The sequence below is a fragment of the Phocaeicola faecium genome (genome assembly GCF_014837055.1).
Taxonomy (GTDB): Bacteria; Bacteroidota; Bacteroidia; order Bacteroidales; family Bacteroidaceae; genus Phocaeicola; species Phocaeicola gallinarum.
Window position 1 is genome coordinate 41,021 of sequence record NZ_JACSPQ010000011.1, and the last position, 25,481, is coordinate 66,501.

General features: G+C 48.9%; 17 protein-coding genes, 4 tRNA genes and 1 pseudogene. 11 read left to right on the top strand and 11 right to left on the bottom strand.

What is annotated here, in order from left to right:
- The 5 genes and pseudogenes from H9626_RS10230 (at position 1) to H9626_RS10250 (ending at position 2,644) form a co-directional block, all read left to right on the top strand.
- Positions 1-74 (top strand) — tRNA-Arg (locus H9626_RS10230).
- A 26-nt stretch (positions 75-100) separates the two neighbouring features.
- Positions 101-174: transfer RNA gene (locus H9626_RS10235), tRNA-Arg, on the top strand.
- Positions 175-742: 568 nt separating this feature from the next.
- Positions 743-1,059: pseudogene (locus H9626_RS10240) on the top strand (type II toxin-antitoxin system RelE/ParE family toxin).
- A gap of 8 nt (positions 1,060-1,067) precedes the next feature.
- The gene (locus H9626_RS10245) at positions 1,068-1,403 is read left to right on the top strand and encodes a HigA family addiction module antitoxin (protein ID WP_191710439.1); all 336 of its coding nucleotides are present in this window, start codon (positions 1,068-1,070) and stop codon (positions 1,401-1,403) included.
- A gap of 80 nt (positions 1,404-1,483) precedes the next feature.
- Positions 1,484-2,644: a DUF4934 domain-containing protein gene (locus H9626_RS10250; protein ID WP_191710440.1), complete on the top strand. Its 1,161-nt coding sequence runs from the start codon at positions 1,484-1,486 to the stop codon at positions 2,642-2,644.
- Between the two features lie 121 nt (positions 2,645-2,765).
- Here H9626_RS10250 and H9626_RS10255 read toward each other — a convergent pair.
- Positions 2,766-2,836 (bottom strand) — tRNA-Gln (locus H9626_RS10255).
- A 54-nt stretch (positions 2,837-2,890) separates the two neighbouring features.
- A tRNA-Gln gene (locus tag H9626_RS10260) sits at positions 2,891-2,961 on the bottom strand.
- A 251-nt stretch (positions 2,962-3,212) separates the two neighbouring features.
- Here H9626_RS10260 and rsfS point away from each other — a divergent pair.
- Genes rsfS through H9626_RS10275 form a run of 3 tightly spaced genes read left to right on the top strand, consistent with a single transcriptional unit; the run spans position 3,213 to position 6,497 of the window.
- Positions 3,213-3,572, top strand: a complete 360-nt coding sequence (gene rsfS, locus H9626_RS10265; protein WP_191710441.1) for a ribosome silencing factor — start codon at positions 3,213-3,215, stop codon at positions 3,570-3,572.
- Positions 3,573-3,593: 21 nt separating this feature from the next.
- Complete coding sequence (gene ftsH, locus H9626_RS10270; RefSeq protein ID WP_191710442.1) at positions 3,594-5,639, top strand: ATP-dependent zinc metalloprotease FtsH; 2,046 nt, start codon at positions 3,594-3,596, stop codon at positions 5,637-5,639.
- 18 nt (positions 5,640-5,657) lie between these two features.
- A complete protein-coding gene (locus tag H9626_RS10275) occupies positions 5,658-6,497 on the top strand; it encodes a phosphatidate cytidylyltransferase (protein WP_191710443.1) in 840 nt (279 codons plus the stop codon).
- 64 nt (positions 6,498-6,561) lie between these two features.
- Here the strand turns inward: H9626_RS10275 and H9626_RS10280 are convergent, their stop codons facing one another.
- The 5 genes from H9626_RS10280 to panC all read right to left on the bottom strand — a co-directional run bounded on the left by H9626_RS10280 (position 6,562) and on the right by panC (position 10,895).
- Complete coding sequence (locus tag H9626_RS10280) at positions 6,562-7,179, bottom strand: LutC/YkgG family protein (protein WP_178257109.1); 618 nt, start codon at positions 7,177-7,179, stop codon at positions 6,562-6,564.
- 3 nt (positions 7,180-7,182) lie between these two features.
- A complete protein-coding gene (locus tag H9626_RS10285) occupies positions 7,183-8,550 on the bottom strand; it encodes a lactate utilization protein B (protein ID WP_178257108.1) in 1,368 nt (455 codons plus the stop codon).
- Complete coding sequence (locus H9626_RS10290) at positions 8,547-9,287, bottom strand: (Fe-S)-binding protein (protein WP_178257107.1); 741 nt, start codon at positions 9,285-9,287, stop codon at positions 8,547-8,549. The genes H9626_RS10285 and H9626_RS10290 overlap by 4 nt, the downstream gene beginning before the upstream one ends.
- Before the next feature lie 405 nt (positions 9,288-9,692).
- Positions 9,693-10,043, bottom strand: a complete 351-nt coding sequence (gene panD, locus H9626_RS10295; protein ID WP_191710444.1) for an aspartate 1-decarboxylase — start codon at positions 10,041-10,043, stop codon at positions 9,693-9,695.
- A 6-nt stretch (positions 10,044-10,049) separates the two neighbouring features.
- On the bottom strand, positions 10,050-10,895 hold the full coding sequence (gene panC, locus H9626_RS10300; RefSeq protein ID WP_191710445.1) for a pantoate--beta-alanine ligase: 846 nt from the start codon (positions 10,893-10,895) through the stop codon (positions 10,050-10,052).
- Between the two features lie 325 nt (positions 10,896-11,220).
- On the opposite strand from panC, the gene H9626_RS10305 reads away from it, so the two are divergent.
- The 3 genes from H9626_RS10305 to H9626_RS10315 all read left to right on the top strand — a co-directional run bounded on the left by H9626_RS10305 (position 11,221) and on the right by H9626_RS10315 (position 15,240).
- The gene (locus tag H9626_RS10305; protein WP_178257104.1) at positions 11,221-12,042 is read left to right on the top strand and encodes a glycogen/starch synthase; all 822 of its coding nucleotides are present in this window, start codon (positions 11,221-11,223) and stop codon (positions 12,040-12,042) included.
- 23 nt (positions 12,043-12,065) lie between these two features.
- A complete protein-coding gene (locus H9626_RS10310) occupies positions 12,066-13,526 on the top strand; it encodes a DUF4270 domain-containing protein (RefSeq protein WP_178257103.1) in 1,461 nt (486 codons plus the stop codon).
- 211 nt (positions 13,527-13,737) lie between these two features.
- Positions 13,738-15,240 carry a glycoside hydrolase family 10-like protein gene (locus H9626_RS10315; RefSeq protein ID WP_178257111.1) on the top strand — a complete coding sequence of 501 codons (1,503 nt, stop codon included), beginning with the start codon at positions 13,738-13,740 and terminating at the stop codon, positions 15,238-15,240.
- Positions 15,241-15,352: 112 nt separating this feature from the next.
- Here the strand turns inward: H9626_RS10315 and H9626_RS10320 are convergent, their stop codons facing one another.
- From H9626_RS10320 to H9626_RS10335, 4 genes are all read right to left on the bottom strand, one after another.
- On the bottom strand, positions 15,353-17,602 hold the full coding sequence (locus H9626_RS10320; RefSeq protein WP_191710446.1) for a S9 family peptidase: 2,250 nt from the start codon (positions 17,600-17,602) through the stop codon (positions 15,353-15,355).
- A gap of 82 nt (positions 17,603-17,684) precedes the next feature.
- On the bottom strand, positions 17,685-20,093 hold the full coding sequence (locus H9626_RS10325) for a glycoside hydrolase family 127 protein (protein ID WP_191710447.1): 2,409 nt from the start codon (positions 20,091-20,093) through the stop codon (positions 17,685-17,687).
- A 20-nt stretch (positions 20,094-20,113) separates the two neighbouring features.
- Positions 20,114-22,522 (bottom strand): family 43 glycosylhydrolase, encoded by a 2,409-nt coding sequence (locus H9626_RS10330; RefSeq protein ID WP_191710448.1) that lies wholly within the window; start codon positions 22,520-22,522, stop codon positions 20,114-20,116.
- Positions 22,523-22,546: 24 nt separating this feature from the next.
- Positions 22,547-25,267, bottom strand: coding sequence for a retaining alpha-galactosidase (locus H9626_RS10335; protein ID WP_191710449.1), 2,721 nt, complete (start codon positions 25,265-25,267; stop codon positions 22,547-22,549).
- Positions 25,268-25,481 lie beyond the last annotated feature (214 nt).

The window sequence follows — 25,481 nt, forward strand, 5'->3', positions numbered from 1 at the left end:
GGTTCCGTAGCTCAGCTGGATAGAGCAACGCCCTTCTAAGGCGTGGGTCCTGCGTTCGAATCGCAGCGGAATCACTGAAAGCTTTACAAATTACAGGGATGGTTCCGTAGCTCAGCTGGATAGAGCAACGCCCTTCTAAGGCGTGGGTCCTGCGTTCGAATCGCAGCGGAATCACTGGAGCAAAAGAAATCCGGTGCAGATGTGGCATGGATTTTTATCGGTGGAAGGCTGTTTCAAAGATGATTTGAAGCAGCCTTTCATTTGTTATGGTGGGGGCGTGAATTTCTTACCGGACGGTTAGGATTCCAGACGTATGGGCATAAAAAAAGGAGTACCGCTGTACTCCAACCTTTGTTAACCTTAAATCTAATACTATGAAAAACACAATGCAAAGATACGCACTTCCGCCAACGTTGCAAATATTTCCGCCCTAAAACTGTGTTTTATAACATGTTTTAAATGTTAGGTTGTTAAATTTAAGATAAACGCGCGCTTCGCACCCGGTGCCCGCCTCTCTTTCAACCCTATTTTCCAATCTGTTTCCAACCCATCCTCCCGACCGGAAAAATTCTACCGCTTAGACGGACGAGTCCTACGAATAGAATCGGATGGCTTAAGCGGTAGGATTGCAGGACGCAAGCCGTAGCGTTTCTTTGTGTTTTTAATGCAGGTATTTTTTTGAATGTTCGATTATTTGCGAATATCTGAAAAAAACTACCTTTGCATGTATAACGGACTGAGTATGTATATAGAATTTGATAAGGACTATTTGCGAGAGCTTTATACGGAAGGAAAGACGAATGATAAGAAATACCGCTATCAGCCAGAGGTAATAAAAGGTTATCAAAAGGTGGTTTTTGTATTGTTGTCGGCAAACACTGTTAATGATTTGTTTCGTTACAATTCTTTGAATTATGAGGTTTTGCAAGGTGATAAAAAGGTATTTCATCTGTTCGGATAAATCGTAAATACCGTCTTGAATTTACTGTTCGAGATATTATGGGAGAGCAAATAGTAACCGTGTGCCGTTTGTTAGATATTAGTAATCACTATAAATAACTGAGATTATGGAAACAGCAAGAAAAATTTATGCTCTGCACGAATTGCAACCGTCAGTGCCTATACATCCCGGTGAAATTCTTAGAGACGAATTGGAGGCGCGTGGGATGTCGCAAAGAAAGTTTGCCGATATCATCGGTGTTTCTTACTCTGTCCTTAACGAAGTGATAAACGGTAAACGTCCTATAACGACCGAATACGCACTGAAAATTGAGGCGGCTACAGGAACTCCTGCCTGTCTGTGGATAAACATGCAGTCTGCTTATAATATGCAGGTGGCACGCCGTGACAGCAGATTATCTGCAATTTTGGATAATATACGTAAGGCGGTTGCGGTTTTATAAGCAGGGACGGAAATGTCCCTCTACGAGTTCTGCTATAAATAGGGAGTGGAATCTATTATTAATTAAAACCATTATGTCTTATGAAAAAAGCAATTATTTCGGTGCTTTGCCCATTTCTTTTATTGGGACTGGGAATGACGGGATGCAAACAGGCCGATAAGACCGACACGCTCCTTACCGTGGATGTGAAAGCTGATTATCCGGAAAAGGAAGTGACCCTTCAGGAGTTTATGGACGTGGAATATATCCCGCTGGAAACGAACGATGAATTTGTGACTCAAGGTGCTGTAATGGCAATAGGCGATAAGTACATCTTGGTGAAAAACTACGCCAACGATGGGGATATTTATGTTTTCGACAGGGCAACGGGCAAAGGGATAAGAAAGATAAACAGAAAAGGACAAGGGGGTGAAGAATACCCTTTCATTGTCAGTGCTGTTCTGGACGAGGATAACGAGGAAATGTTTGTCAACTCTTCGCAAAAGATATTGGTGTATGATTTGTCCGGCAATTTCAAACGGAGTTTCAAACCCGTAGGAGGTGCTACTTATATGGATGTATTCAATTACGACAAAGACAATCTTATTTGTTATGATATGTCTGTATATTATAAAGACGGGGAAGAGAAGGATAAGGAATTTTATCACGCGGTCATATCGAAGCAAGACGGCAGTATTACGCGGGGGATTCCCATACCTTTCAAGACAGTAAACGCTCCTTATGTGCAGCAAGGGGATGTTGTAGCCGTGGCATCAGTGCGCTCGCTGATTCCGTGTCGGGATAGCTGGCTTCTTGTAGAAACCTCTTCCGATACGGTGTACAGTTATCAGCCTGAAAATAACCGGCTGACTCCTTTTCTTGTGAAGCAATCTTCGGGCGAACCTGAGGTGCTGATTACCATGGGCCCCGTAACAGAGCGTTATTGTTTTATCCGGACAATGGAAAAGAAGTTTGATGTTGCGAGTGGAAGGGGATTCCCTGTTGCGGATCTGATGTATGACAAGCAAGAAGATGCCTTATTTAAACCAGTGGTTATCAACGCCGACTATACCGGGAAGCAGGAGGTGGACTTGACGCGCAATGTCGGGAATGGGGAGGTTGCCACCTATCAGGCTTTGGCGGCCGACGGGCTTGTGGAGGCATATACGGATAACGGGCTGAAAGGTGAGCTGAAAGAAATTGCCTCTACGCTGGATGAGGAATCTAATCCGGTTATTATGCTGATGAAGTATAAGAAATAGAAATTGTAAATACAATACTGGTCAAGACTATTAACGTACAGATACAGTTATGGGGGCAAGGGGGAGTATACGCTCCTGCTCGCACCAATAACAAATAAAAAACATAGGGGAAATAAAGAAGTTGGGCTACTCGGACTCGAACCAAGAAAAACAGGACCAGAATCTGTTGTGTTACCATTACACCATAGCCCAAACTAACGGTCGGCAGTATTTTCTCCGTGAAAACTTCTGTCGCCATAAATGAAGTTGGGCTACTCGGACTCGAACCAAGAAAAACAGGACCAGAATCTGTTGTGTTACCATTACACCATAGCCCAAAATCATGTCAGCGTGTCATCTTTTTGAAATGACGGTGCAAAGGTACAACTTTTTTGGAACAAACAAAGGTTTTTCGGCTTTTTTATGCGAAAAAACCGTTTAAAAACTTTGCAAAGGCAGTATTTTTCTAATAAAAGCATCTAAAAAATACAAAAAGAGCGAGAAAACATCGGCTTTCTTTCGTGAAATGCAGAAAAGCAAGTATCTTTGCCCCACTAACGATTTCAATTTTATTTAAGATTTAAGAAGAATGAACGAAACGAATACACTGGTAAAAAAAATAACGGAAGGCATTCAGGAAAAGAAAGGGAAAAAAATAATCATAGCAGACTTAACCGGCATTGAAGATACGATTTGTAAATATTTTGTAATATGTCAAGGGAATTCTCCTGCTCAGGTTCTTGCCATTACCGATTCGGTGAAGGAATACGTGAGAAAAGAAACGGGAGACAAGGTTTCTGCAGTAGAAGGAACACGGAACGCCCAGTGGGTAGCGATGGATTACAGCGACGTGATGGTTCATGTATTCTTGCCCGAAATGCGCGAATTTTATAATTTGGAACATTTGTGGGCGGACGCGAAACTCACGTCAATCCCTGATATTGATTAATTTTATTTTGAAGAACAAACTATGAATCAAACTCCTAACAACTCTGATAACAACCCGAACAAACCGAAAATCAACGTGCCGCGCCCTAACTTGACGTGGCTGTATGTGGTGATAGCGCTGGTTTTCGCATTCCTTTATTTCTCCAGCGACGGAGGCAGTATGAGCAAAGAGGTTTCTTATACTGAGTTTAAGGAAATGGTGAGCAAGGGGTATGCAAGCAAAATCGTTGCTTACGATAACAATACGGTGGAAATGTATATCAAGCCGGAACATATCGTCGATGTGTTTCAGAAAGATGCCTCGAAGGTGGGACGCAGCCCTGCCGTAAAAGTACAGGTAGGCTCGATAGAAACATTAGACAAGTTTTTGGACGAACAGACCGCCAAAGGTAACTTTACGGGCGATATTAATTATGACAAGAAGGGTGATTACCTCGGTGCCATCTTCTGGAACATCATGCCGATTGTGTTTTTCATCGGACTGTGGTTCTTCCTCATGCGCCGCATGGGTGGAGGAGGAGGTGCAGGCTCGCCCGGAAATGTGTTTAACGTAGGGCGGAGCAAAGCACAGCTCTTTGAAAAAGGAGCTAACCGGATTACGTTTAAAGACGTGGCTGGTCAGGCTGCCGCCAAGCAGGAGGTACAGGAAATCGTAGACTTCTTGAAACAGCCTCAGAAATATACCGAACTGGGTGGAAAAATCCCTAAGGGAGCGTTGCTTATCGGCCCTCCGGGAACGGGTAAAACCTTGCTGGCGAAGGCGGTGGCAGGCGAGGCGGATGTGCCTTTCTTCTCGATTTCGGGTTCCGACTTCGTAGAAATGTTCGTAGGTGTGGGAGCTTCGCGTGTCCGTGACCTCTTCCGTCAGGCGAAAGAAAAGTCGCCCTGTATCATCTTTATCGACGAGATAGATGCCGTGGGGCGTGCGCGTGGAAAGAACCCCAGCATGGGTGGTAACGACGAACGCGAAAATACGCTGAACCAGCTTCTTACCGAAATGGACGGTTTCGGCTCGAACAGCGGGGTGATTATTCTGGCGGCTACCAACCGTGTCGACATCTTGGACAAGGCATTGCTGCGCGCCGGACGTTTCGACCGTCAGATTTATGTTGATTTGCCCGACTTGAACGAACGAAAAGAGGTGTTTGGCGTACATCTCCGTCCGCTGAAGTTGGATAGTACCGTTGATGTTGACCTGCTGGCACGGCAGACACCGGGATTCAGCGGTGCAGATATAGCCAACGTATGTAACGAGGCTGCCCTGATTGCGGCTCGCCATCAGAAAAGTGCCGTAGGAAAAGAAGATTTTCTGGCTGCGGTCGACCGTATCGTGGGTGGATTAGAGAAGAAGACCAAAGTGATGACAGCCGACGAAAAGCGTGCGATAGCCCTCCACGAAGCCGGTCACGCTACGATATCTTGGTTCTTGGAACATGCCAATCCGCTGATTAAGGTAACCATCGTTCCGCGCGGTCGTGCGCTCGGCGCTGCATGGTATCTGCCCGAAGAACGCCAGATTACCACCAAAGAACAGATGTTGGACGAAATGTGTGCCACACTGGGAGGACGTGCTGCCGAAGAGGTATTCATCGGACACATCTCTACCGGTGCCATGAACGACTTGGAGCGTGTTACCAAGCAGGCATACGGCATGATAGCCTACGCCGGCATGAGCGACCGCCTGCCCAACTTGTGTTATTATAATAACGACGAATACGCTTTCAACAAGCCGTATAGCGAACATACTGCCGAGGTGATAGACCAAGAGGTGCAGATGCTGATAAACGAGCAATATGCCCGTGCGAAAGCCTTGCTGAGAGAACATCAGGAGGGACATAACCAGTTGGCACAGTTGCTGATAGAAAAAGAAGTCATTTTTGCCGAAGACGTAGAACGTATATTCGGTAAACGTCCGTGGGCGTCTCGTTCGGAAGAAATCATGGCGTTAGAGGCAGCAGACTCGAAGCCGGAGGCATTGCCCGAACCTTCTCAGCCGTCGGATGGAGACACGAAGGAAGAAGAACCGGAGAATACGCAAGAAGGCGGTGAAAACGACATGAAAAAGTAACCATAAATACAGACGAAAGTGAAAAATAATTTCATCCAAAGAACAATAACGGGAATAGTTTTCGTTGCGGTGCTGGTAGGATGTATCTTGGGAGGTCCCATTCCGTTTACCATCCTGTTCGCCCTTATCTCTGCACTGACGATCCGAGAATTCGGAAGCATTGTCGGCAAAAGCGGTGAGGTGATAATCAACAAACCTATCTGTATGCTGGCAGGCGTGTTTTTGTTTTTTGGATTCGCTTACCTCGGCGTGGCGCCCGGCGATTCGTCGGTGTTGATACCCTACTTGTTTCTCGTCATTTACCTGCTGGTGAGCGAGCTTTATCTGAAGCGTAAGAATCCACTGCATAACTGGGCGTACACCATGATGAGCCAGATGTACATCGCCCTGCCGTTCGCGCTGCTTAACGTGCTGGCTTTTCATACCAACGTAACCGGAAGCGCATCGGAGTATAATCCGATACTTCCGCTGTCTATCTTCATCTTCAACTGGGTGAACGATACGGGTGCTTACTGTACGGGCGTGTTGTTCGGTAAACACCGTCTGTTCGAGCGTATTTCTCCCAAAAAGTCATGGGAAGGCTCGATAGGCGGAGCAGTGTTCTGCGTGATAGCCGCATTCGTGATGGCACATTTCTTCCCCTTCCTGAGTCTCGGCGTATGGGTAGGTTTAGGATTGGTTATCGTGGTTTTCGGTACGTGGGGCGACCTGACCGAATCATTGCTGAAACGCACGCTGGGCATCAAAGACTCCGGTAATATACTTCCCGGACACGGCGGAATGCTTGACCGATTCGACAGTTCCCTCATGGCGATTCCCGCTGCCGTGGTTTACTTTTACATTATTTCATTGGTATAATAAAATTCCCTTGCAGTTCAACGCATCTGCAAGGGAATTTTGTATCTGTATGTATCCTGCCTCCTTACACCAAAATCACCGTGACGCTGCGCGCTCCGTGCGCTCCCATCACCAATGCCTGTTCGATGTCGGCAGTTTTCGACGGACCTGAGATAAATACCCCGTAACCGTATTCGCCTGTGTCGATGCGCTTGTAAGCCTCGTGCATGTTGCTTACGAGGTTGCGGCGGTCGAGCAGAATCACCAACGCTTCGGATATGAAATAAATGGCACGCTGCTCTACGTCCTGCTGAATCCATACCGCACCGTTTTCGCCCACACCGATGCGTCCGTCGATGATGGCAAGGTCGGTTCCGTCCAGCTCGCCCGGAGTCTCCACGTCGTCCGGATGGAAAGTGGCGCAGGTGATAGCCAGCTTCTTCCCATCAGAGGTCGTTACCTCGTCGACGGTCGATGCGATGCGCCGTGCTTCAGGATATAAACTCTTGATTACTTGGTTGATGTCATCTCCTTTTTTCAGCGTGACAGCCTGTCCGCCTACCTGCGTCATGATTTCCTTGAAGCGAGCCTCCAAGTCGGGATACCGCGTAGCTTCTTCCTCTAACGGCGCATAGTCAGGCTTCTCATAGCGCACCCGCGTGTTCCGGCGGATGCTCTGTAATATATCTTCTCTGCTGCTCATGGTTTACTTCACTTTGTTTTTCTTCCACATATCGTTAAAGCTCTCTTTGGCAAAGCGGGGCATTTCGTGTTCCTTTCCCCAGTCGTTCAAGCTGTTATACAGCATCCAGCGAGGCATGGCGTTTACTATCGGCGCGTTTTTCAGAGCGAAGTTGAACAACTCCGGACGCTCCATCAGGAACTTCATGCCGCCCGACATGGTTTTCTTCGCCGAACTTGCCACGCCTAATGAGTCTAACTTCTGCCTCCAGCGGTAGATTTGGTCTGCCAAGTCCACCTTAGCCGGACATACGTTCTGGCAAGAGTGGCAGAGCGAACAAGCCGAAACATTGTCGTAATAATGCAAAGGAGCTTTCAGCATCCCCAAGTTAATACCGATAGGGCCGGGGATAAAGTACGTGTACGAGTATCCCCCGCTGCGGCGATACACCGGACAGGTGTTCATACACGCCCCGCAACGCAGGCAGTTCAGCGTTTTGATATGATCTTGTTCGGCAAGGATGCGGCTGCGCCCATTGTCAACGATGATGATGTGCAACTCTCCTCCCGGACGCGGCTTGCGGTAGTGCGACGTGTAAGTGGTAATGGGTTGCCCCGTGCCGGAACGAGCCAGCAGGCGGGTGAATACGCCCAGCGAATCGCGGTCGGGCACAATCTTTTCCATCCCGAACGCCGTAATCTGGAGCTTCGGTTGCGAAGTACCCATGTCGGCGTTGCCCTCGTTCGTACATACCACACACTCACCCGTCGATGCCACGGCAAAGTTGGCCCCCGTCATGGCAGCCTCCGCCTCGATAAACTTGTGGCGCAGGTTCTTGCGTGCGGCGTGCGTCAGATACGTCTGGTCATTGTTTCCCGGTTCGGTATTCATTTCGCGCACAAACAGTTCGCCTATCTCTTCTTTCTTTATATGAATGGCAGGCATGACGATGTGGCTCGGCTTCTTGTGCATCAGTTGGAGAATACGTTCGCCGAGGTCGCTTTCCACTACCTCTACGCCCTTTTCTTCCAGAAACTCATTCAGTCCGCACTCCTCCGCCAGCATCGATTTGCTCTTGATGAAATGCTTCACGTTATGCCCCTTCAGGATGTTATACACGATGGAACAATACTCCGTCGCATCTTTAGCCCAGTAGACATGCGCCCCGTTTGCCTGCGCATTTTTCTCAAACTCGGTGAGGAGTTGGTCAAGGTGACTGTTGCTGTACATCTTGATGGCACAAGCCATGTCTCGCAGGTGCTCCCATTCAGGAAGCTGCTTGCTCATCTTGTCACGTTTGGCACGCACCATCCACAGCGTTTCGTCGTGCCATGCCGCCAAGCCCTTGTTGGCTTGGAACTCTTCGGCTGCTTTTGAATGTTTCGTACTCATAGTCCTGAAGCTAATATTTCAACAACGTGTATGGTCTTTATCGGGAGATTTTCGCGTGCGATGATGCCACTCTGGTGCATGAGGCACGAGCTGTCGGCACCCGCTATGTATTCGGCTCCCGTGGCAATGTGGCGGTTTACTTTGTCGCGTCCCATCTGTCCCGAAACGGCATGTTCTTCTACGGCAAACATACCGCCAAAGCCGCAGCACTCGTCAGGGCGTTCCGGTTCAACTATTTCGATGTCTTTTACCAGCGACAGCAAGTCGCGCAGCTTGTTGTAATACGGGATGTTGAGTTCGCTGGGCGATGAAAGGTGCATCAGCCTCACGCCGTGGCAACTGTTTTGTATACTTACCTTGTGTGGAAACGATGCAGGCAGCGACGCGGGCTTTATCACGTCATGGATAAACTCGCAGATGTCGTAAATTTTTCCTTCGCTCTGGCAGCGATGTTGCTCATTGCTTAAAAGGCGTCCATAATTATCGCGTACGAAAACCACGCAGCTTGCCGAAGGGCCTACGATGTAATCGTATTGTTCGAACAGATGGTCGAATCGTTTCGCCAGTTTTACGGATTCGTCTTCAAATCCTGCGTTAGCCATCGGTTGTCCGCAGCAGGTCTGGTCTAAGGGGTAGTCAACGTTTACGCCCAGACTTTTCAGTAATTTATAAGAAGCAACGCCTACTTGCGGATAAACGGCATTGATGTAGCAGGGAATAAATAATCCTACTTTCATTAGTCTATCAGTTATTAGTTTTTCACTGACAAAAGTAGGGTTAATTCTCGAAAAAAGAAAGTATCGGTAAAGAAATATGCTGAAAAGAAGATTTTGTTCAGAGCGGGTTTCCGTCCGTGGCAGAAGCGGGGAGAGACGAAAAAGCTCCGCCCGGTGTCTTGCTCCCGATAGGGAAGGGCAGACGCTCGGCGGAGCTTTCTGTCATGGTTTTAAAGCCGATGGTTTGAATCAGCCGATAACTCCGGCTGCATGACCTGTGCTCAGATGTTTGAAACAGGTCGGTTTGTCGATGTAGGGGCGTATCGCATACGCCCGAAAACATCCACGGTGGATAAATAGTTGGTGTATTCAGGGCGTATGCGATACGCCCCTACGAGTATTTCTTTGGATATTACAGCCTCCTACTCAGAGCAACCGGTTGGTTTCGGTGTCGGGAAATATTACTGACGGTTTGAAGCTTTTCGCCTCCTCAAAGTCCATCAGCGCGTATGACATGATGATTACCACGTCGCCCACCTGCACCTTGCGTGCCGCCGCACCGTTGAGGCAAATGCAGCCCGAACCACGTTCGCCCTTGATGATGTAAGTTTCAAACCGTTCGCCATTGTTGTTGTCTACAATCTGCACTTTTTCGCCCGCAATCATGTTTGCAGCGTCCATCAAGTCCTCGTCGATGGTGATGCTGCCCATATAGTTCAGGTTCGCCTCGGTTACAGTCACACAGTGGATTTTCGATTTCAGCACCTCTATCATCATATCGCTTTACTCCTTGTATTTTATATTGTCAATCAATCGGACTTCACCGCAGAAGACGGTAATGCAACCTACTATGTACGCACTGTCTTCCCATTGCGTTACGGTTTGCAGCGTGTTGCCGTCTACCACTTCGAAATACTCCAGTCGCAGCCCTTCGGCGTTGTCGATGCGGTTTTCCACGTAGCGGCGCGTTTCCTCCAGTGTGTGTGTCCGGGCGTATTCCTTGCTGTCGAACAGCGTTTTCGAAATCTGCAAAGCCTGTTGGCGCTGCTCCGCGTTCAGTCGCGTGTTACGGCTGCTCAGCGCCAGCCCGTCTGCCTCGCGCACGATGGGGCAACCCACGATTTCTATCGCAAACGGATAGCGGCGCACCATTTCGCGGATGATGGCAAGCTGCTGGAAGTCTTTTTCGCCGAAGTAAGCACGTGTAGGTTCAACGATAAGGAACAGCTTGCTCACTATCTGGCACACCCCGTTGAAGTGTCCCGGGCGGTATTTGCCTTCCATCACCGTGTCTAACGGCGCGTAGCTGAACCGGCGTGTGTCCGGCTCGGGATAAATCTCCTCCACCGAAGGAGCAAACACGTAAGCCGCTCCGCACGCCTCAAGCAAGGCACAGTCGGCATCCAGCGTACGCGGATATTTCAACAAATCGTTTTGGTCGTTAAACTGGGTAGGATTAACGAAATCGCTCACCACTACTACATCGTTTTCTGCAACGGCACGTTTCACCAGCGAAGCATGACCTGCATGTAAAGCCCCCATCGTAGGAACCAGTCCGATGGTTTTTCCTGCTTTACGAAGCCCGTCCAACTCGGCACGCAACTCCTTAATAGTTTGAATTAACTTCATTATCTTTTTGGTTTTTAACCGTTTTAATTTTAAAGCGGCGCAAAGTTAAGTATTATTTTGTTACGATAACCTTGCAGGTGCCGAAATTTCTTTTTTGCCGGCTTCTGACGCTACGGCTACCGCAGTGAGACACATGCGGAAGTTTTCGTATGTTTTACCGCATGGAACGAGGGGTTTATCGCGATAAAATTATGATACATAAAACCCTGTATCATAATATATTAACAAACTATAAACATTTATTCGCAGACGCAAATGGGGGTTCGCGTCCATTTTTTTTATATCTTTGCACGAGTTTATATATAAGAGCAACAACTAATTAAAAATGAGCGCGAAGAAAGTTTTATTCATTACACAAGAAATTACTCCTTACGTACCGGACAGCGAATTGTCTGTAATCGGTCGTGATTTGCCGCAGGCTATTCAAGATAAAGGCAGAGAAATCAGAACCTTCATGCCTAAGTGGGGAAATATTAACGAACGCCGTAACCAGCTTCACGAGGTTATCCGCCTCTCAGGGATGAACCTGATTATCGACGACACAGACCATCCCCTGATTATTAAGGTAGCATCCATACAGGCAGCCCGCCGGCAAGTTTATTTCATTGATAATGACGATTATTTTTCTCATCGCCAGATGACTACGGACGAGGATGGCAATGATTACGACGACAACGGCGAACGGGCGATATTCTACGCACGGGGCGTATTGGAGACGGTAAAGAAATTGCGCTGGTGTCCGGACATCATCCATTGCCACGGCTGGATAAGCGCGATGGTTCCTTTATATATTAAGAAAGCGTATAACGAAGAACCCTCGTTCAGAGATTCGAAAGTGATATTCTCGGTTTACGGCGACGGATTCAAGTCTGACTTGGATGCCAACTTTACGCAGCAGCTTCTGCTGAAGGGAGTTACGCCGGAAGACGTGAATATGATAAAGACGCCGGTAAACTATGACGAACTGTGTAAACTGGCAGTGGCTTATTCAGACGGGGTGATACAGAACAGCGAAAACGTAAACCCGCAGGTGATGGATTACGCGCGTAGCTTAAACATCCCTGTGCTGGATTATCAGGCTGGCGATGCGTATGCCGATGCTTGCGATGCGTTCTACGACCAAGTGTGGGAAGCTGCTGCAAAATAATAATTCAACTAAAGAAATATAACATGAAATTCAAGTTCTTGGCGATAATCGGACTTACCGCCACTCTATATAGCTGCGACGACAGTACAACGGGTATTGGTGACTTTGTGGCTGATGAAGACCAGATAAAGGCATACGCCACTACGTATAACGTGGAAACCAAAACGGTGAAGGTGTCGGACATATCAGACGGGAGAGGTGTTTATTCACGTACGAGCAGTGCTTATCTGGGTAAGATTACCGACCCTGATTTTGGCGAATTTACCGCCGATTTCATCACGCAGGTAAACTGTCCGGAGGATTTTGCTTATCCGTCGACATTCCAGAAAATCACCTCAACCCAGCTCGAATTGTATTATATGAGCTATTACGGCGATTCGCTCGCACCGATGAAGGTGGGGATAAACCTGCTGAAAGACGATGTGGAAATCAACGACGACGGTAATGATGCGGATATTTATTACACAACGTACGACCCTTATCAGTACGCGCAGACTCAGGTTATCGGCGAGAAAGATTATGCAGCTTATGACAAGTCGGTAAGCGACTCAATCCGTAATGCCACGAACTCAAGCGGACAAAAGACTTATTATCCGAGCGTGGTTATCGATTTGGACAAGACCAAAGTGCCGGGAACGGACATGACTTTCAGCGAGTATCTTCAGGATATGTATGTAAACCATCGCGAATATTTTAAGGATGCCAATACGTTTATCAACAACGTGCTGAAAGGATTCTACGTCCACAATACAAGCGGAGAGGGAAGCGTGCTTTACATTCAGGACATCTGGCTGCGCACGTATTTCGATTATACCATCAAAGGTTCACAAGACCAAGACTCAACGGTTAGTTCGTATTATGCTTTCGCGGCTACGAAAGAAATTTTCATGAGCACCCGTCTGAATAACGATGAAAAGCTGGATGACTTTGTGACGGATGCCAACAAGACGAAAGATACTTACCTGAAAACGCCTGCCGGACTGTGGACGGAGATTACACTGCCTTTGGAGCAGATGTATGACGACTTGAAGACGGATACGCTGAACTCTGTGTCGCTCACCTTGACAAAGTATCGTAACACCATCGAAAACCGTGAAAACGGCATCGAAATGGGAACGCCCCAATACTTGTTGCTGTTGCGCAAGAACGATTTGAAGGAGTTCTTCGAAGGAAACCACTCGTACGACAACCGTACTTCTTTCCTTGCTACTTATAACAGCACTACCAACTCTTATTCGTTCTCATCGCTGAACCGTTTGATTAGCTACATCTTTGCCGAAATGAGAAACTCTGATGAACGTCCCGAAGGGTGGGATAAACTGTTGCTCGTTCCCGTTCAGGTAGAAAAGGACTCTCAGAACAAAGTGATTGGTATTTCGTCTCACGACCTTGAAGTCAATTCGGCACGTCTGTTTAAGGGTTCGGACGACAACCCGCTGCAAATTACGGTGATTTACACCGAACCGCATGGGCTTAAAGATTAGAGCGTTTAGAAACTGTTTCTGAAATTTATAATAATAATCTCCATAGTTGCGGGTTACCACTGACGGATATCGTTGTGGTAACCCGCTTTGTTTTTTGGGTATAGTCGTGCCGATATTTCCTTTTTTACAGATAAATCGGTAGCTGCTTTGGTTTTTTCCCTATCTTTGCCGTTATATATAAACTAAAAACAGATTTTTAAACCTATTCATGATGAAAACGAAAGTATTACTCTCATTCATACTTTTTATTTTTCTTGGTGTGACGGTCTCCCGTGCTTCCGAGCGATACCCCAAGCGGGAATTTCGCGGAGCATGGATTCAGTGTGTAAACGGACAGTTTCAGGGGATGCCTACGGAGAAAATGCAAAAAATGCTTATCTCCCAGCTCGATAACCTGCGTCAGGCAGGCATCAATGCCGTGATATTTCAGGTGCGTGCCGAGGCGGATGCCCTCTACCGTTCGCCCTACGAGCCGTGGAGCCGTTTCCTTACCGGCGTGCAGGGTAAAGCCCCTTCGCCTGCATGGGACCCGCTTGCGTTTATGGTGGAAGAGTGTCATAAACGCGGGATGGAACTTCATGCGTGGATAAATCCTTATCGTGCCAAGACGAAAGGAACTACCGCCCTCTCGCCCCTGCATCCTTATAAGAAGCATCCCGAATGGTTCGTAAGCTACGGAGGTCAGCTTTATTTCGACCCCGGACTTCCCGAATCCCGTCACTACATCTGTAAGATAGTGCGCGACATCGTGAACCGTTACGACATCGATGCCATCCACATGGACGATTATTTCTATCCCTATCCCGTGCCCGGCGAGTCGTTTCCCGACGATTTGAGCTTTGCGGCATACGGACGCGGTTTTATCCACCGTGACGACTGGCGGCGCGATAATGTGAATATCCTGATAAAAGAATTACACGAGGCTGTGCGCGAGGTAAAGCCGTGGGTAAAATTCGGTGTGTCGCCTTTCGGCATCTACCGCAATCAGAAAAGCGACCCGAACGGAAGCCGTACGCGCGGACTTCAGAATTACGACGACCTGTATGCTGACGTGCTGCTGTGGGTAAACAACGGTTGGGTAGACTATAACATTCCGCAGGTATATTGGGAAATAGGACATGCCGCTGCCGATTACGATACGCTGGTGCGCTGGTGGGCGAAAAACGCCGCAGCCCGTCCGCTGTACATCGGTCAGGACGTAGGGCGTACCGTTGCGGCTGCCGACCTTCAGAATCCTTCACAGAGCCAGATTCCCGCAAAGTTCAGTCTCCAGCGTTCGCTGCCCACCATAAGCGGCAGTTGCCTGTGGTATGCTGCAGCCGTGGTCGAGAATAAAGGACGCTACCGCGATATGCTTGTAAACAAGTATCATAAATATCCGGCTTTGCCTCCCACCTCACCTTTTATCGACGATAAGGCTCCCGGTAAGGTGCGTAAGGTAAAACCCGTTTGGACGGAAGACGGATACATCTTGTTCTGGACGGCTCCGAAGGCAAAGACCGAGATGGACCGCGCCGTACAGTACGTGGTTTACCGCTTCGACCGGAAAGAGAAAGTCAACCTGAACGACCCTTCGCATATCGTAGCCGTTACGCGCGATACATATTATAAACTGCCGTATGAAGATGGGCGGACGAAATACCGTTACGTAGTTACTGCACTCGACCGCCTGCACAACGAATCGAAGTCGGTATCAAAGAAAGTAAAATTATAATAGTCTGCCGGGTGCGATAAAATAACAAGAAGCCCGCGTCATGCCTGTCCGGAGAAATCCGGCGCATGACGCGGGCTTGCCGTTTCCTTGTGGGAGAGGAGAAAGCAGAACACTAACGGGTTCCGGTATTCACCTCGCTCCATGCAGGCGGATTAACTCCTATCAGATTCCGCACGAAGAAATCATAACGTTTGTGTTCGCCGAAATCTTCACCCATCGTGTGGTGTGCACCGGGGATAACCACCAGTTCAAAATCTTTGTTCGCCTTGATAAGCGCGTTGACCACCTGCATGGTCGAAGCCGGGTCAACGTTATCATCCATCTCGCCTACCACTAACATGAGCGGACGCTGGAGCAAGTGCGCATTTTCCATATTCGAACATTCCTTATACGAGTCGTCTACCGGATAACCCATCCACAACTCGTTCCACCAGATTTTATCCATACGGTTATCGTGGCAGCCGCAAGCCGAGTAAGCAGCCTTATAGAACTCCGGATGAAGCAGTACGGCAGTAGTCGATTCTTGTCCACCTGCCGAGCATCCGAAGATACCCACGCGGTCGATATCCATATACGGATACTTTTGGGCGGCAGCCTTTATCCATGCGATATGGTCGGGCAGTCCGGCGTCCTTCAGGTTCTTGTAACATACCTCTTCAAACTCTTTCGAGCGGAACGAAGTAGTCATGCCGTCTACCTGAACCACGATGAAGCCCAGTTCGGCGAGCGACGTCATCCACCAGTTATACGAAGAAAACGTTTTCGGAACATATTGGTCGCCCGGACCTGAATAAATATATTCGATAACCGGATACTTCTTTGCAGGGTCGAAGTTCGACGGGCGGTAAATGATGCCCCACATGTCGGTTTTTCCGTCACGCCCTTTGGCTGTAAACACCTCCGGAGCCTTCCATCCGTTGGCAGTCAGTTGCGCGATGTCTGCCTTCTCTAAGGGCATGACTATTTTCCCGTCGGCAGCACTGCGAACCACGGCAACGGGCGCTTGGTCTACTTTCGAGTAAACATCCACCAAGTATTTATAGTCCGATGAATACCAAGCCTTGTGCATTCCCTCCTCCGGAGTGAGCGCCGTCAGTCCCTTGCCGTCGAACCCGATGCGGTAATAATGAATCAGGTACGGGTCTTCATCCTTGTTCATCCCGTTAGCCGAGAAGTAAATCTGTTGGTTTTCCTCATCCACGTATTGCACCTCGCGCACATACCATTCCCCCTTCGTAATCTGATGCGTGGGGCGAGCCGTGGCACGGTCGTACATGTACAAGTGGTTGTAATTATCCCGTTCGCTCGACCAGATGATACGTTTGCCGTCTGCCAAAAAATGGCGGAAAATGCGCGGATAGTTTACATATTTCTCTTCTTTCTCTTCGATGAGCGGGCGCACGCTGCCATCCTCGGCAGAGACTTCGAGTACGCGGTAAACCTTATGTCCGCGTTCGTTATATTCGAAAGTAATTCCCTTGCTGTCGCTGTTCCACTGCAACGCATAGATTTCATACTGATGACTGAATAAATCAGTCGACGGAATCAGCCGTTTGCCATTCTCCACGCCATAGATGCAAGGCACTTTAAATGCCAGCTCATCACCCGGCTTTGCATACTCTTGCTTATGTAATTTCGGTTGAAGCTGATCGGCGGGCGAAGATTCCACATAATATACGTAACGCTTTTGGGCAGGACGGATGCGGAAAGCAGCCACCAGCTTCGAGTCGGGCGACCACTGAATGTACGATGAATAATAATTGCCCGGCGTTCCGTCTTGACTCAACTGCGTTTCTTTTCCGGTAGCCACTTCGCGCACGCAGATGTTATCATTTTTAATGAAAGCCACATACTTGCCGTCGGGCGATGTAACCGGCGCTCCGCCCTTCTCGTCGTCTACCTCCATCCAGTGACGCTGACGTCCCGGAGCTGGGAGCTGTCCCTCGTCCGTCAGGCGATTCCGGCGGATGTCGAAACACCAGCGTTTGCCCTCATACACAAAGCGCAGGGTGTCCGCCCCCGGCGTAACGTGGCAACGCTGGATAGGCAGTTGCATCGGGTCGATGTCTTTCCCCGTACTGCTTTCGAGGGCAGCCGATAGCTTCTGCTGGTCGAACAGAGCCGTTCGTTTCTGTTTGCCGGCATCTACCTTTACGTATTCATTTCCTTCGGGCGTATTACGCACATACCAGAACAGGTTTGTACCATCTATCCACTGCGGATTCACATTGCTGTAAAATACATGTTTCGAATTGTACTTTTCGCGCAGCTCGTATGCACGGTTGTAATCCTCCACCGTGCCCTGCGCCAGTGCCATGCCCCCGGTAAGAAGGGCAATTCCGATTGATGCGATATGTTTCATGCTGTTTTACTAAAGAATACCGATGATACAAAGAGTATTTTCGCTCATCTGTATCATCGGCAACATAATACGAATCATTTATTTATTTCACTTCCCATTCATAAAGTCCGGAAGAGTTCTTTTCAGGTTGAACCACCTCTAACTTCACCGCTTTCGTTTTTACAGGTTCAAAGTCGACAGTGTTCGGATTACCCTTCCGTACGCCATACTCGTTCAGATTATCTACCGGCGTCCAGTTGCCCGAAGCATCTTTATAGTAAATCTTCCAAGTCTTCGGAACACGGCATCCTCCCCACGGAGCATCGTCGTACCAGTAAACGGTAGCACTTGAAACGGTCATCTCTTCAGGAAATTCGTAGGAAATCCATTCCGTAGTGCCTTCTTTGGGCCACCAGTGATAGTAAGGAATGGTACGGTCGTTTTCATCTTTCGGAACCAGTCCGTCGGTAATGGATGACAATGACGATACCTTATGTGAAGCGTCTACCTTGCTCTTCGAAGCCAATGTAGGAATAGCCGTGGGGCGCGTAGCGCTTACCTCGTTGGGCAACCATACTGCCATGTTTCCCGCTCCCCGGTGCGCCCAAGCATAATACGGGATAAGTGTCAGCGTATGGTCTTTCGCTACGAGGCGTCCGTTATCGTCGTACTCCAGTGTCTGGGCTTGCGTCTTGATTTGGTTGATTCCGTAAAGCAGGTCGGGCTTGCTGACTACCTCAAATTTCGGTGTGCGGTTCATCAGTACGCTCAACACATCGAAATCGTTATCAGGCCATTCGGCACAGTAAACTATCGGACCTCTTTCTACCGAGATGCGTCCACGGTCGGCTTCCACCTTGTTATTGGCTTTCACCGTACGGGTTTCCATATCGAAATGCACCTCTACCTTGTCGCCTTTCTTCCATTTGCGGTCGATGGTGAAATAACCCTGTTGCAAATCGGCTTTCACTTCCTCGCCGTTCACCTTAACCGAATACTTCGGACGCAACCCGTCGGTGTACGTATAAAGGTCGCTTGGCACCACCTGATTCTGCACCCATCCCGGAATACGAATCTTCATGGCGAACTGTCCGGCAGCGTTACGGTCTACTTGGATAGCGATGTCGCCGTTCCACGGATACGATGTGGTTTGTTTCAGCGACACCTTCTTTCCGTTTACTTCGAGCGTAGCCTCGTTTGCCATAAACAGGTTTACATATACATTTTTGTCTTTAACTGCATACACGTATCCCGGCAGTGAAGGAATGAAACGGCAGATGTTAGACGGACAGCAGGCGCATCCGAACCACGGCTGGCGCTGATGCTGGCCCATTGACTCCAGCGGGTTGGGGTAGAAGAATCCGCCACCGTCGAGCGACACGCCCGAAATCAATCCGTTATACAGCGTACGCTCCAGTACATCGTAATACTTCGAATCGCCGTGAAGCAGGAAAAGGCGGTAGTTTACATACACGTTTCCGATGGCAGCACACGTTTCACAGTAAGCCGACATGTTAGGCAGTTCGTAGTTGGCACCAAACGCTTCACCGTTGCTGGTCGCTCCGATACCGCCCGTTATATACAACTTTTTGCCTACGATGTTATCCCAGATGCGGTCGATGGCATGTACGTACGACGTATCTCCCGTCAGTGCAGCCACGTCTGCCATTCCGGCATACATGTAAGCGGCACGTACGGCATGACCTACCGCTTCATCTTGTTCGACAACCGGTTTGTGAGCTTGGCTATACTCATCGCGGCGTGAAGTATATCCGCGTTTGTCGAGGAAGAACTTGGCCTGTTTCAAGTATTTCTCATCACCGGTTACAAGATAGAGTTTAGCCAATGCCATTTCAGCAATCTGGTGTCCGGGAACACGTACCACTTGGTTCGGTCCGTCGCCGATTTCACGGCACACACAGTCGGCATAACGGATGGCAATATCAAGGAAATTGCGCTTTCCGGTAGCCTGATAATGCGCGATGGCACCCTCAACCATGTGTCCGAGGTTATAAAATTCGTGGCTCAGTTCCTCCACCTTTTCCCAGCGTTTGCTGCCTGCCCATTCGTGCGGATGCTTCGGGTTCATGGTACGTGCCGTATACAGATAACCGTCCGGTTCCTGTGCGGCGGCTACGATAACCAATACACTGTCGATGTATTTCTGCAACTTCTTGTCAGGATAAGTCTGGAGCAGATAGCTCGCTCCTTCGATGGTTTTATATACATCTGTATCGTCGAACGAATATCCGGTCACTTTGTTCGATTCGCTGGGATGAGCAGCCATTTCGAAGTTTTTATAACGTCCCGTTTCCTCACACTTGCTGAACGCCAGCGGGATAGTGGTTTCGCGGCTCGCTTTCAACCGTTGTCCCCAAAACGAGTCGGTAACCTTTACCGAAGTAAAAGGCACGGGGTCGATGGGATAACCGTGAGCTGTGGTTTTCTTTTGTGCATATACTCCTCCGAACGTTATCGAGAAGAGCAAAGCTGAAATCATTAGTTTCTTCATGGTTAAATGGATTATAATAATTAATGTTCTTTCTTATAAGGAATGTATTCATCCCACAACTTGAGCGAATGCAGATAACCGCTGAAAGCCCATTCGCCTTCTGCATTTCGTCCCAAAGTTACAAATTGTATCGGTTTTATCAATAACTGGATGTCTTTACTGCTGATAAGTTTTCCGTTTACATAGACACATTCCGTTCGTCCGTCGAAACATACATACACGTGCAGCCATTGTCCGGCGTTTGCGGCAGCCTCCTTGAATCCTACGTCTTCATACCATCCGTAGTGGTTCACTATGCCGCAGCGGGGTTCTGTTCCGCTGATAAGCATGATTTTCTCTAATTCATCGTGACTGCTCGTAAAGTCTGCCACACATTCGTTTTCTGCCACTTCCGGATTCAGTATCCATGCTTCGAGCGTATAAGGCGCATTGTCGCGCAGCGTGGCGGGAAGCGGGAATCCGGAACGGAAATACTGCTTGCCGTCGAAACGGAAGGCTTTCTTGCCTTGCATCTCTTCTACCACGACAGGCTCGTTCTGCGATTCGAATACTCCCTCCATTCCCTTGTTGAGAATATACATCACGGTATCGCCGGCGGTAAAATCGTTGGCATCGACCGAAACCACCAATCCTTGTTTGTGGCGTGCCGAAGGCTCTATACGCACTAATCCCGTAGTAGCGTCATACTGCTTTTCTGCTTCCTCCTGTTTCCAGTTATAATATCTGAAGTTGGTCAGCGTCAGAGGCTCTGTCCCTGCTTCGATGCGAACTCCGTCCGTAGTCAGGTAACCATCGGCACTCACCGATGTCCATTTGCCGTTTTCGTGTTTCCATACGCTGGCAGTGTGTTCGCGGTCTTTCGTCAGGACCGGAGACGTATATTCCAACACGCTTCCCGGACTCAGAACGATAGCTTCCTGCCCGTCGATGCGTTGGAGGCTAACCTGTCCTGCTTTCAGTTGGAACGAACCGCCCAACATACCGCCGTCGTTCCGCCACTCCGTACCATTCCAGTCGGCTCCCGAAAGTCCCATCCACAGTTGCGGAGAAGAAGTCTCATAAGCCCCGAACACCTTGATGTTCCACAGCGCACCGGCAAATCCGTTTTTCTGTGTGCCCGTGGTGGTGAGACGCACGTAACGCGCCTTTACTTTCCCAAAGTCGACCATCGGACTGCCTGCCAAGTAGTTCGAACGGCGGTCGGCAAAGATGCTCCAATGTTTTCCGTCGGTCGATGTTTCGATAACATACTGATAATACGACGTGCCGTACTCGAATTGCGTCCAAACGGTACGGATGGTTTCTTCACGCTGCAAGTCGATTTCAATCCATTCCTGACCCATCGTGAGCGGACGCCACAGCGTTCCGTTATTATCGTCTACGGCATATTCGGGAAGGAAGTTCTCATCGTAATACGAAGAAGCCTTTACGGGCTTTCCGAATGCCAGATTCTTCGAGGTCAGCACACTCTTGGCAAACCGCCCTACGCCGCTGTGCGTTCCTTCGATGGGCTGAATCGTTCCGTCGGCGTTAAACGTCAGTCGGTCGATACATACCTGACGGTGGAATCCGCGTGTAGAGTGGGGGTTATCGTGGCGGTGATATACAATGTAGTAATCGTTTCCCTCTTTCAGTATGCTGTGATGCCCCGGTCCGTGAATCGTTCCGTCGGCAGAAGTTTTCAGTATCGTACCCTTATACGTGTAAGGGCCTAAAGGATGAGTAGCCGTGGCATACTGTACGTGATACGTACTGTCGTGACACGAGTCGGACGAATACATAAAATAATATACGCCGTCTTTTTTCATCACGAAAGGAGCTTCGAAAAAGTCGGTCACCTCGGTGTTCGGAATCAGACGTGTTTCGGTGAATCCCTTCAGGTCAGGAGTCATCTTTCCGGCTCCGCAGCCGAATCCCTTGTAAATGCCCCACGTACCCCAGTAAAGATACACCGACCCATCGTCGTCGACGAACGTCTGCCCGTCCAGCGTGATGGCATTCTTTACGAAACGGTCGGGAACCAGTACTGCCTCGCTTTCGCCCAAAATGTTTTTCCACGGGCCGCGCGGCGTTTCTGCCACCCCTTCGTAGAGGTTGCACGGCTGGCAGTAAAACAGGCGGTACGTTCCGTCGGTATGCTGCATTACGTCCGGCGCCCAAATCCAATGGCTGTCGGGCCAGTTCATGGGCATGAGCGTCCAGTTCTCAAAATCCTTGCTGCACCACAGTTGCGAAGGACCGAATCCCGCTCCGCTGCCGTCGGTGGTGGCATAGATATAATACGTGTCGCCGAACTTCTTCACCGTAGGGTCGGCAAAATAGCCGGGGATGAAAGGATTACCAGCTCCCGGCGTGTTCCATCGGATTTCCTGAGCCTGCGATGCAAGGAAACTACCCGTCAGGAAAAGCGTGTATATCAGTTTGTTCATAACAGTAAAGTTTTATCAATAGAGTTAAGGATGAACCTCGTTATACAGAGGCAAATCAAGTTCGTAGAAATATTCTTTCAGTAACTGGTACATGTCGGGGTCGTATGCTTTCAGCTTCGTGCGGCGGTTCATGGCGTTATGCACCCCGTCTGCCGGCTCGGCATAGCGGTTGCAGTTGAAAAACGACTGGACACACTCGGCAAAATACTCCTCCTTGTTGCTGATGCAGTACGTATCTTTCCACAACCCCTTGCGGATGGCATTCTGCCTGCACGCTTCCAAGCGTTCGTTAAAGTCCGGCTCTACTTCGGCGATACCCACCGTGTGGATAAGGTGAGAAAACTCATGCACCATGATGCTTTCGCCCTCGTAACGGTCGCCCGGCAATGCCAGTACGTTCTCCTCGCCGAAACTTGCCGACAGCGTATCTTCGGGTGCACCCCCGAATCCGCGGGCACGCTTGTTCCAGAAAGCGATGTTTTCGGGCGTGTCGCAGATGTGAGCATACTCCGGGAGGTCGCATACCTCTTCCTTTTCGCCCAATATCATGACGTGACAGCCCCGCTCCGCCATGTGTTTCTTTACGTCCGGACGTTTGGCAAGCATCAGTGATACCACCTCGTATGCTTTCAGTAAGGCTTCATCGCGCACCTTGTCTGATGAAACGATGTACAGCCCGTCTACATCTAAATATTTCTTGTAAAAATCCGGAATGTTTTTTCCTGCCGGAACTGCCGTCGGATGCGTATCGCTGACAAACTCAGGTTCTAACTTGAGAGCGAACCCACCGCCCGAAGCCAAATGAATATCCAGCCGGGTGTCGCGCGTTACGCTTATCTGCTGACATACGTAATCTTCTGCCTGCTTCGAAGCATTGATGCCGTCTTTTATCAGCGTGCAGCGGTAAGTCCTGCCTTCGGGGAGGAATGAAAATGCGACCGTTAGTGTTCGCTCATCCCAATTGGTCAACCCTCCCACATACCAGTTTAAATCTTTTTTTCTAACGGTAACAATATATTCACCCAGTTTGCCCGCTGCGATGAAGGTCGAGTCAACCTCTACCGGGAGTGAACTGATGAAGTCGGTACATTCCTGTTCGTTGGCGTAATTGGTAGGTGCGTCACACAGCATTATGAAAGGCGAATCGTGAACAATGTAGGAAGCCAGCTGGTGGGCACGTGTACCCATGCTCATGGGCGTGTAATACATCGGCTGGAAGTCGCGTTTCGTAGCGTTGCGCATGGCACCCGGCGTATAATCTACGTGTCCTGCCATCATGCGGATGTACGGGAAAGTAACATCGTAAAGCGGCATGTTTCTTTCTACCTTGCCCCATTTCACCTCTTCCATGCCGAATACGCTTTCGTAATTCACCACGTTAGGATACGTGCGGTTCATCCCCGTAGGCTTGTAGATGCCGTGATAATCAAGTATCAGTTTATATTCGGCAGCTTTTTCGGCAATGCGGTAAGCCATCTCCACGGCAGTCTGGTCATCGCGGTCAAGGAAGTCTACCTTGAATCCCTTGATACCCATCTCCGAATACTTCTTGCAGGCAGCCTCCAACTGGTCGTCTAATACGTTGAACACCGTCCACAATACGATTTCCACGCCTTTGCTCTTGCCGTAAGCCACCAGTTCGGGCAAGTCGATGGCAGGGATGGTAGTCAGCATGTCACCACTTTTCGGGTCGTACCATCCTTCGTCCATCACGATGTACTCCAGTCCCTGCTTCGATGCAAAGTCGATATAATATTTATACGTTTCCATGTTGATGCCCGTAGCAAACGGAACACCCTTCAGATTCCAGTCGTTCCACCACTCCCAAGCCACCTTGCCGGGCTTCACCCAGCTGTAATCGCCGATGCGGTTGGGCGAAGCCAACGCATACACCAAGTTGTTGACCGGCATCTCGGTATCGTTTTCCGTCACCGCCAAGATACGCCACGGATAGTCGCGCGTACCCCGTACGCGGGCAATGTAATTCTCTGTCCCGGTAACGTACTTCTGCTTCCGCCACGGATAATAATCATAACTTTTCGGATACGGAGCAAATACCCCTTTCAGCCCGTTCGTGCCCGTCGGTTCGACAAACATGCCCGGATAAGCCTCCAAATCCGACTCTAAAATCGTAACCTTCACTCCGTTGCAATCCACCGTTACGGGCAGAAACGCCAACTGTTTGCGTGCTTCCGACAGCGGTTTTACCTCGTAAGTATTCTGAAAAGCCATTGCCATCGGTTTTTCTTCATTGGTGGTATAAGGCAGGTAAGCTGTATAATCTCCGGCAAAGTTAAATTCGGCAGTCTCGCCGGCAATGATAATTTCTTTATTCTTTCCGGCAGTAGTATAAAAGCGGTAAGCCACCCCCTCGTTATACACCCTGAACACCACGCCGCAATCTCCTTTCAGCTTCAAGTTCATTTCGTTACATTCCGTACGAAACGACTTGAAGCGGTAGAAAGGCGATTCTATTTCCTGAATAACATTTTTCGACTTTTCGGAAACCACTTTTGCCACCGTCCCGGCGATAAGAGGCTCGTCAAGTCCTACTAAACCTATCTCGCAGTTTTTTACTATAAGAGAGTTTTTATGATATACGGAGTATGTCAGCAAGTCACCTCCGTCTGTCACTTCCACCTTCAGCTGTTTGTCGGGCGATGTTGCCGTGAAATTTTTTCCGTAAACAAAATTTCCTGTCCAGCAGGTAAGAATGAATGCGATAAATAAAAATGTCTTTTTCATGTTAAAAAATTAAGGAGTTGTTCTTCGTGTTTCCTTTATGCAAAACAAAAGAAAAGACTCTTATTCGGGTGCAATAAGAGTCTTAAACAATGCGAATATAATCCGAAAATAGGCGTTATACGCTTGTTACACGCCTATATTGGACTATTTTTATATTCTGATGGATTAAATTGTCATTCTCCGGCAATGCGTCGGAAGGGGATGCTGTCTTCCG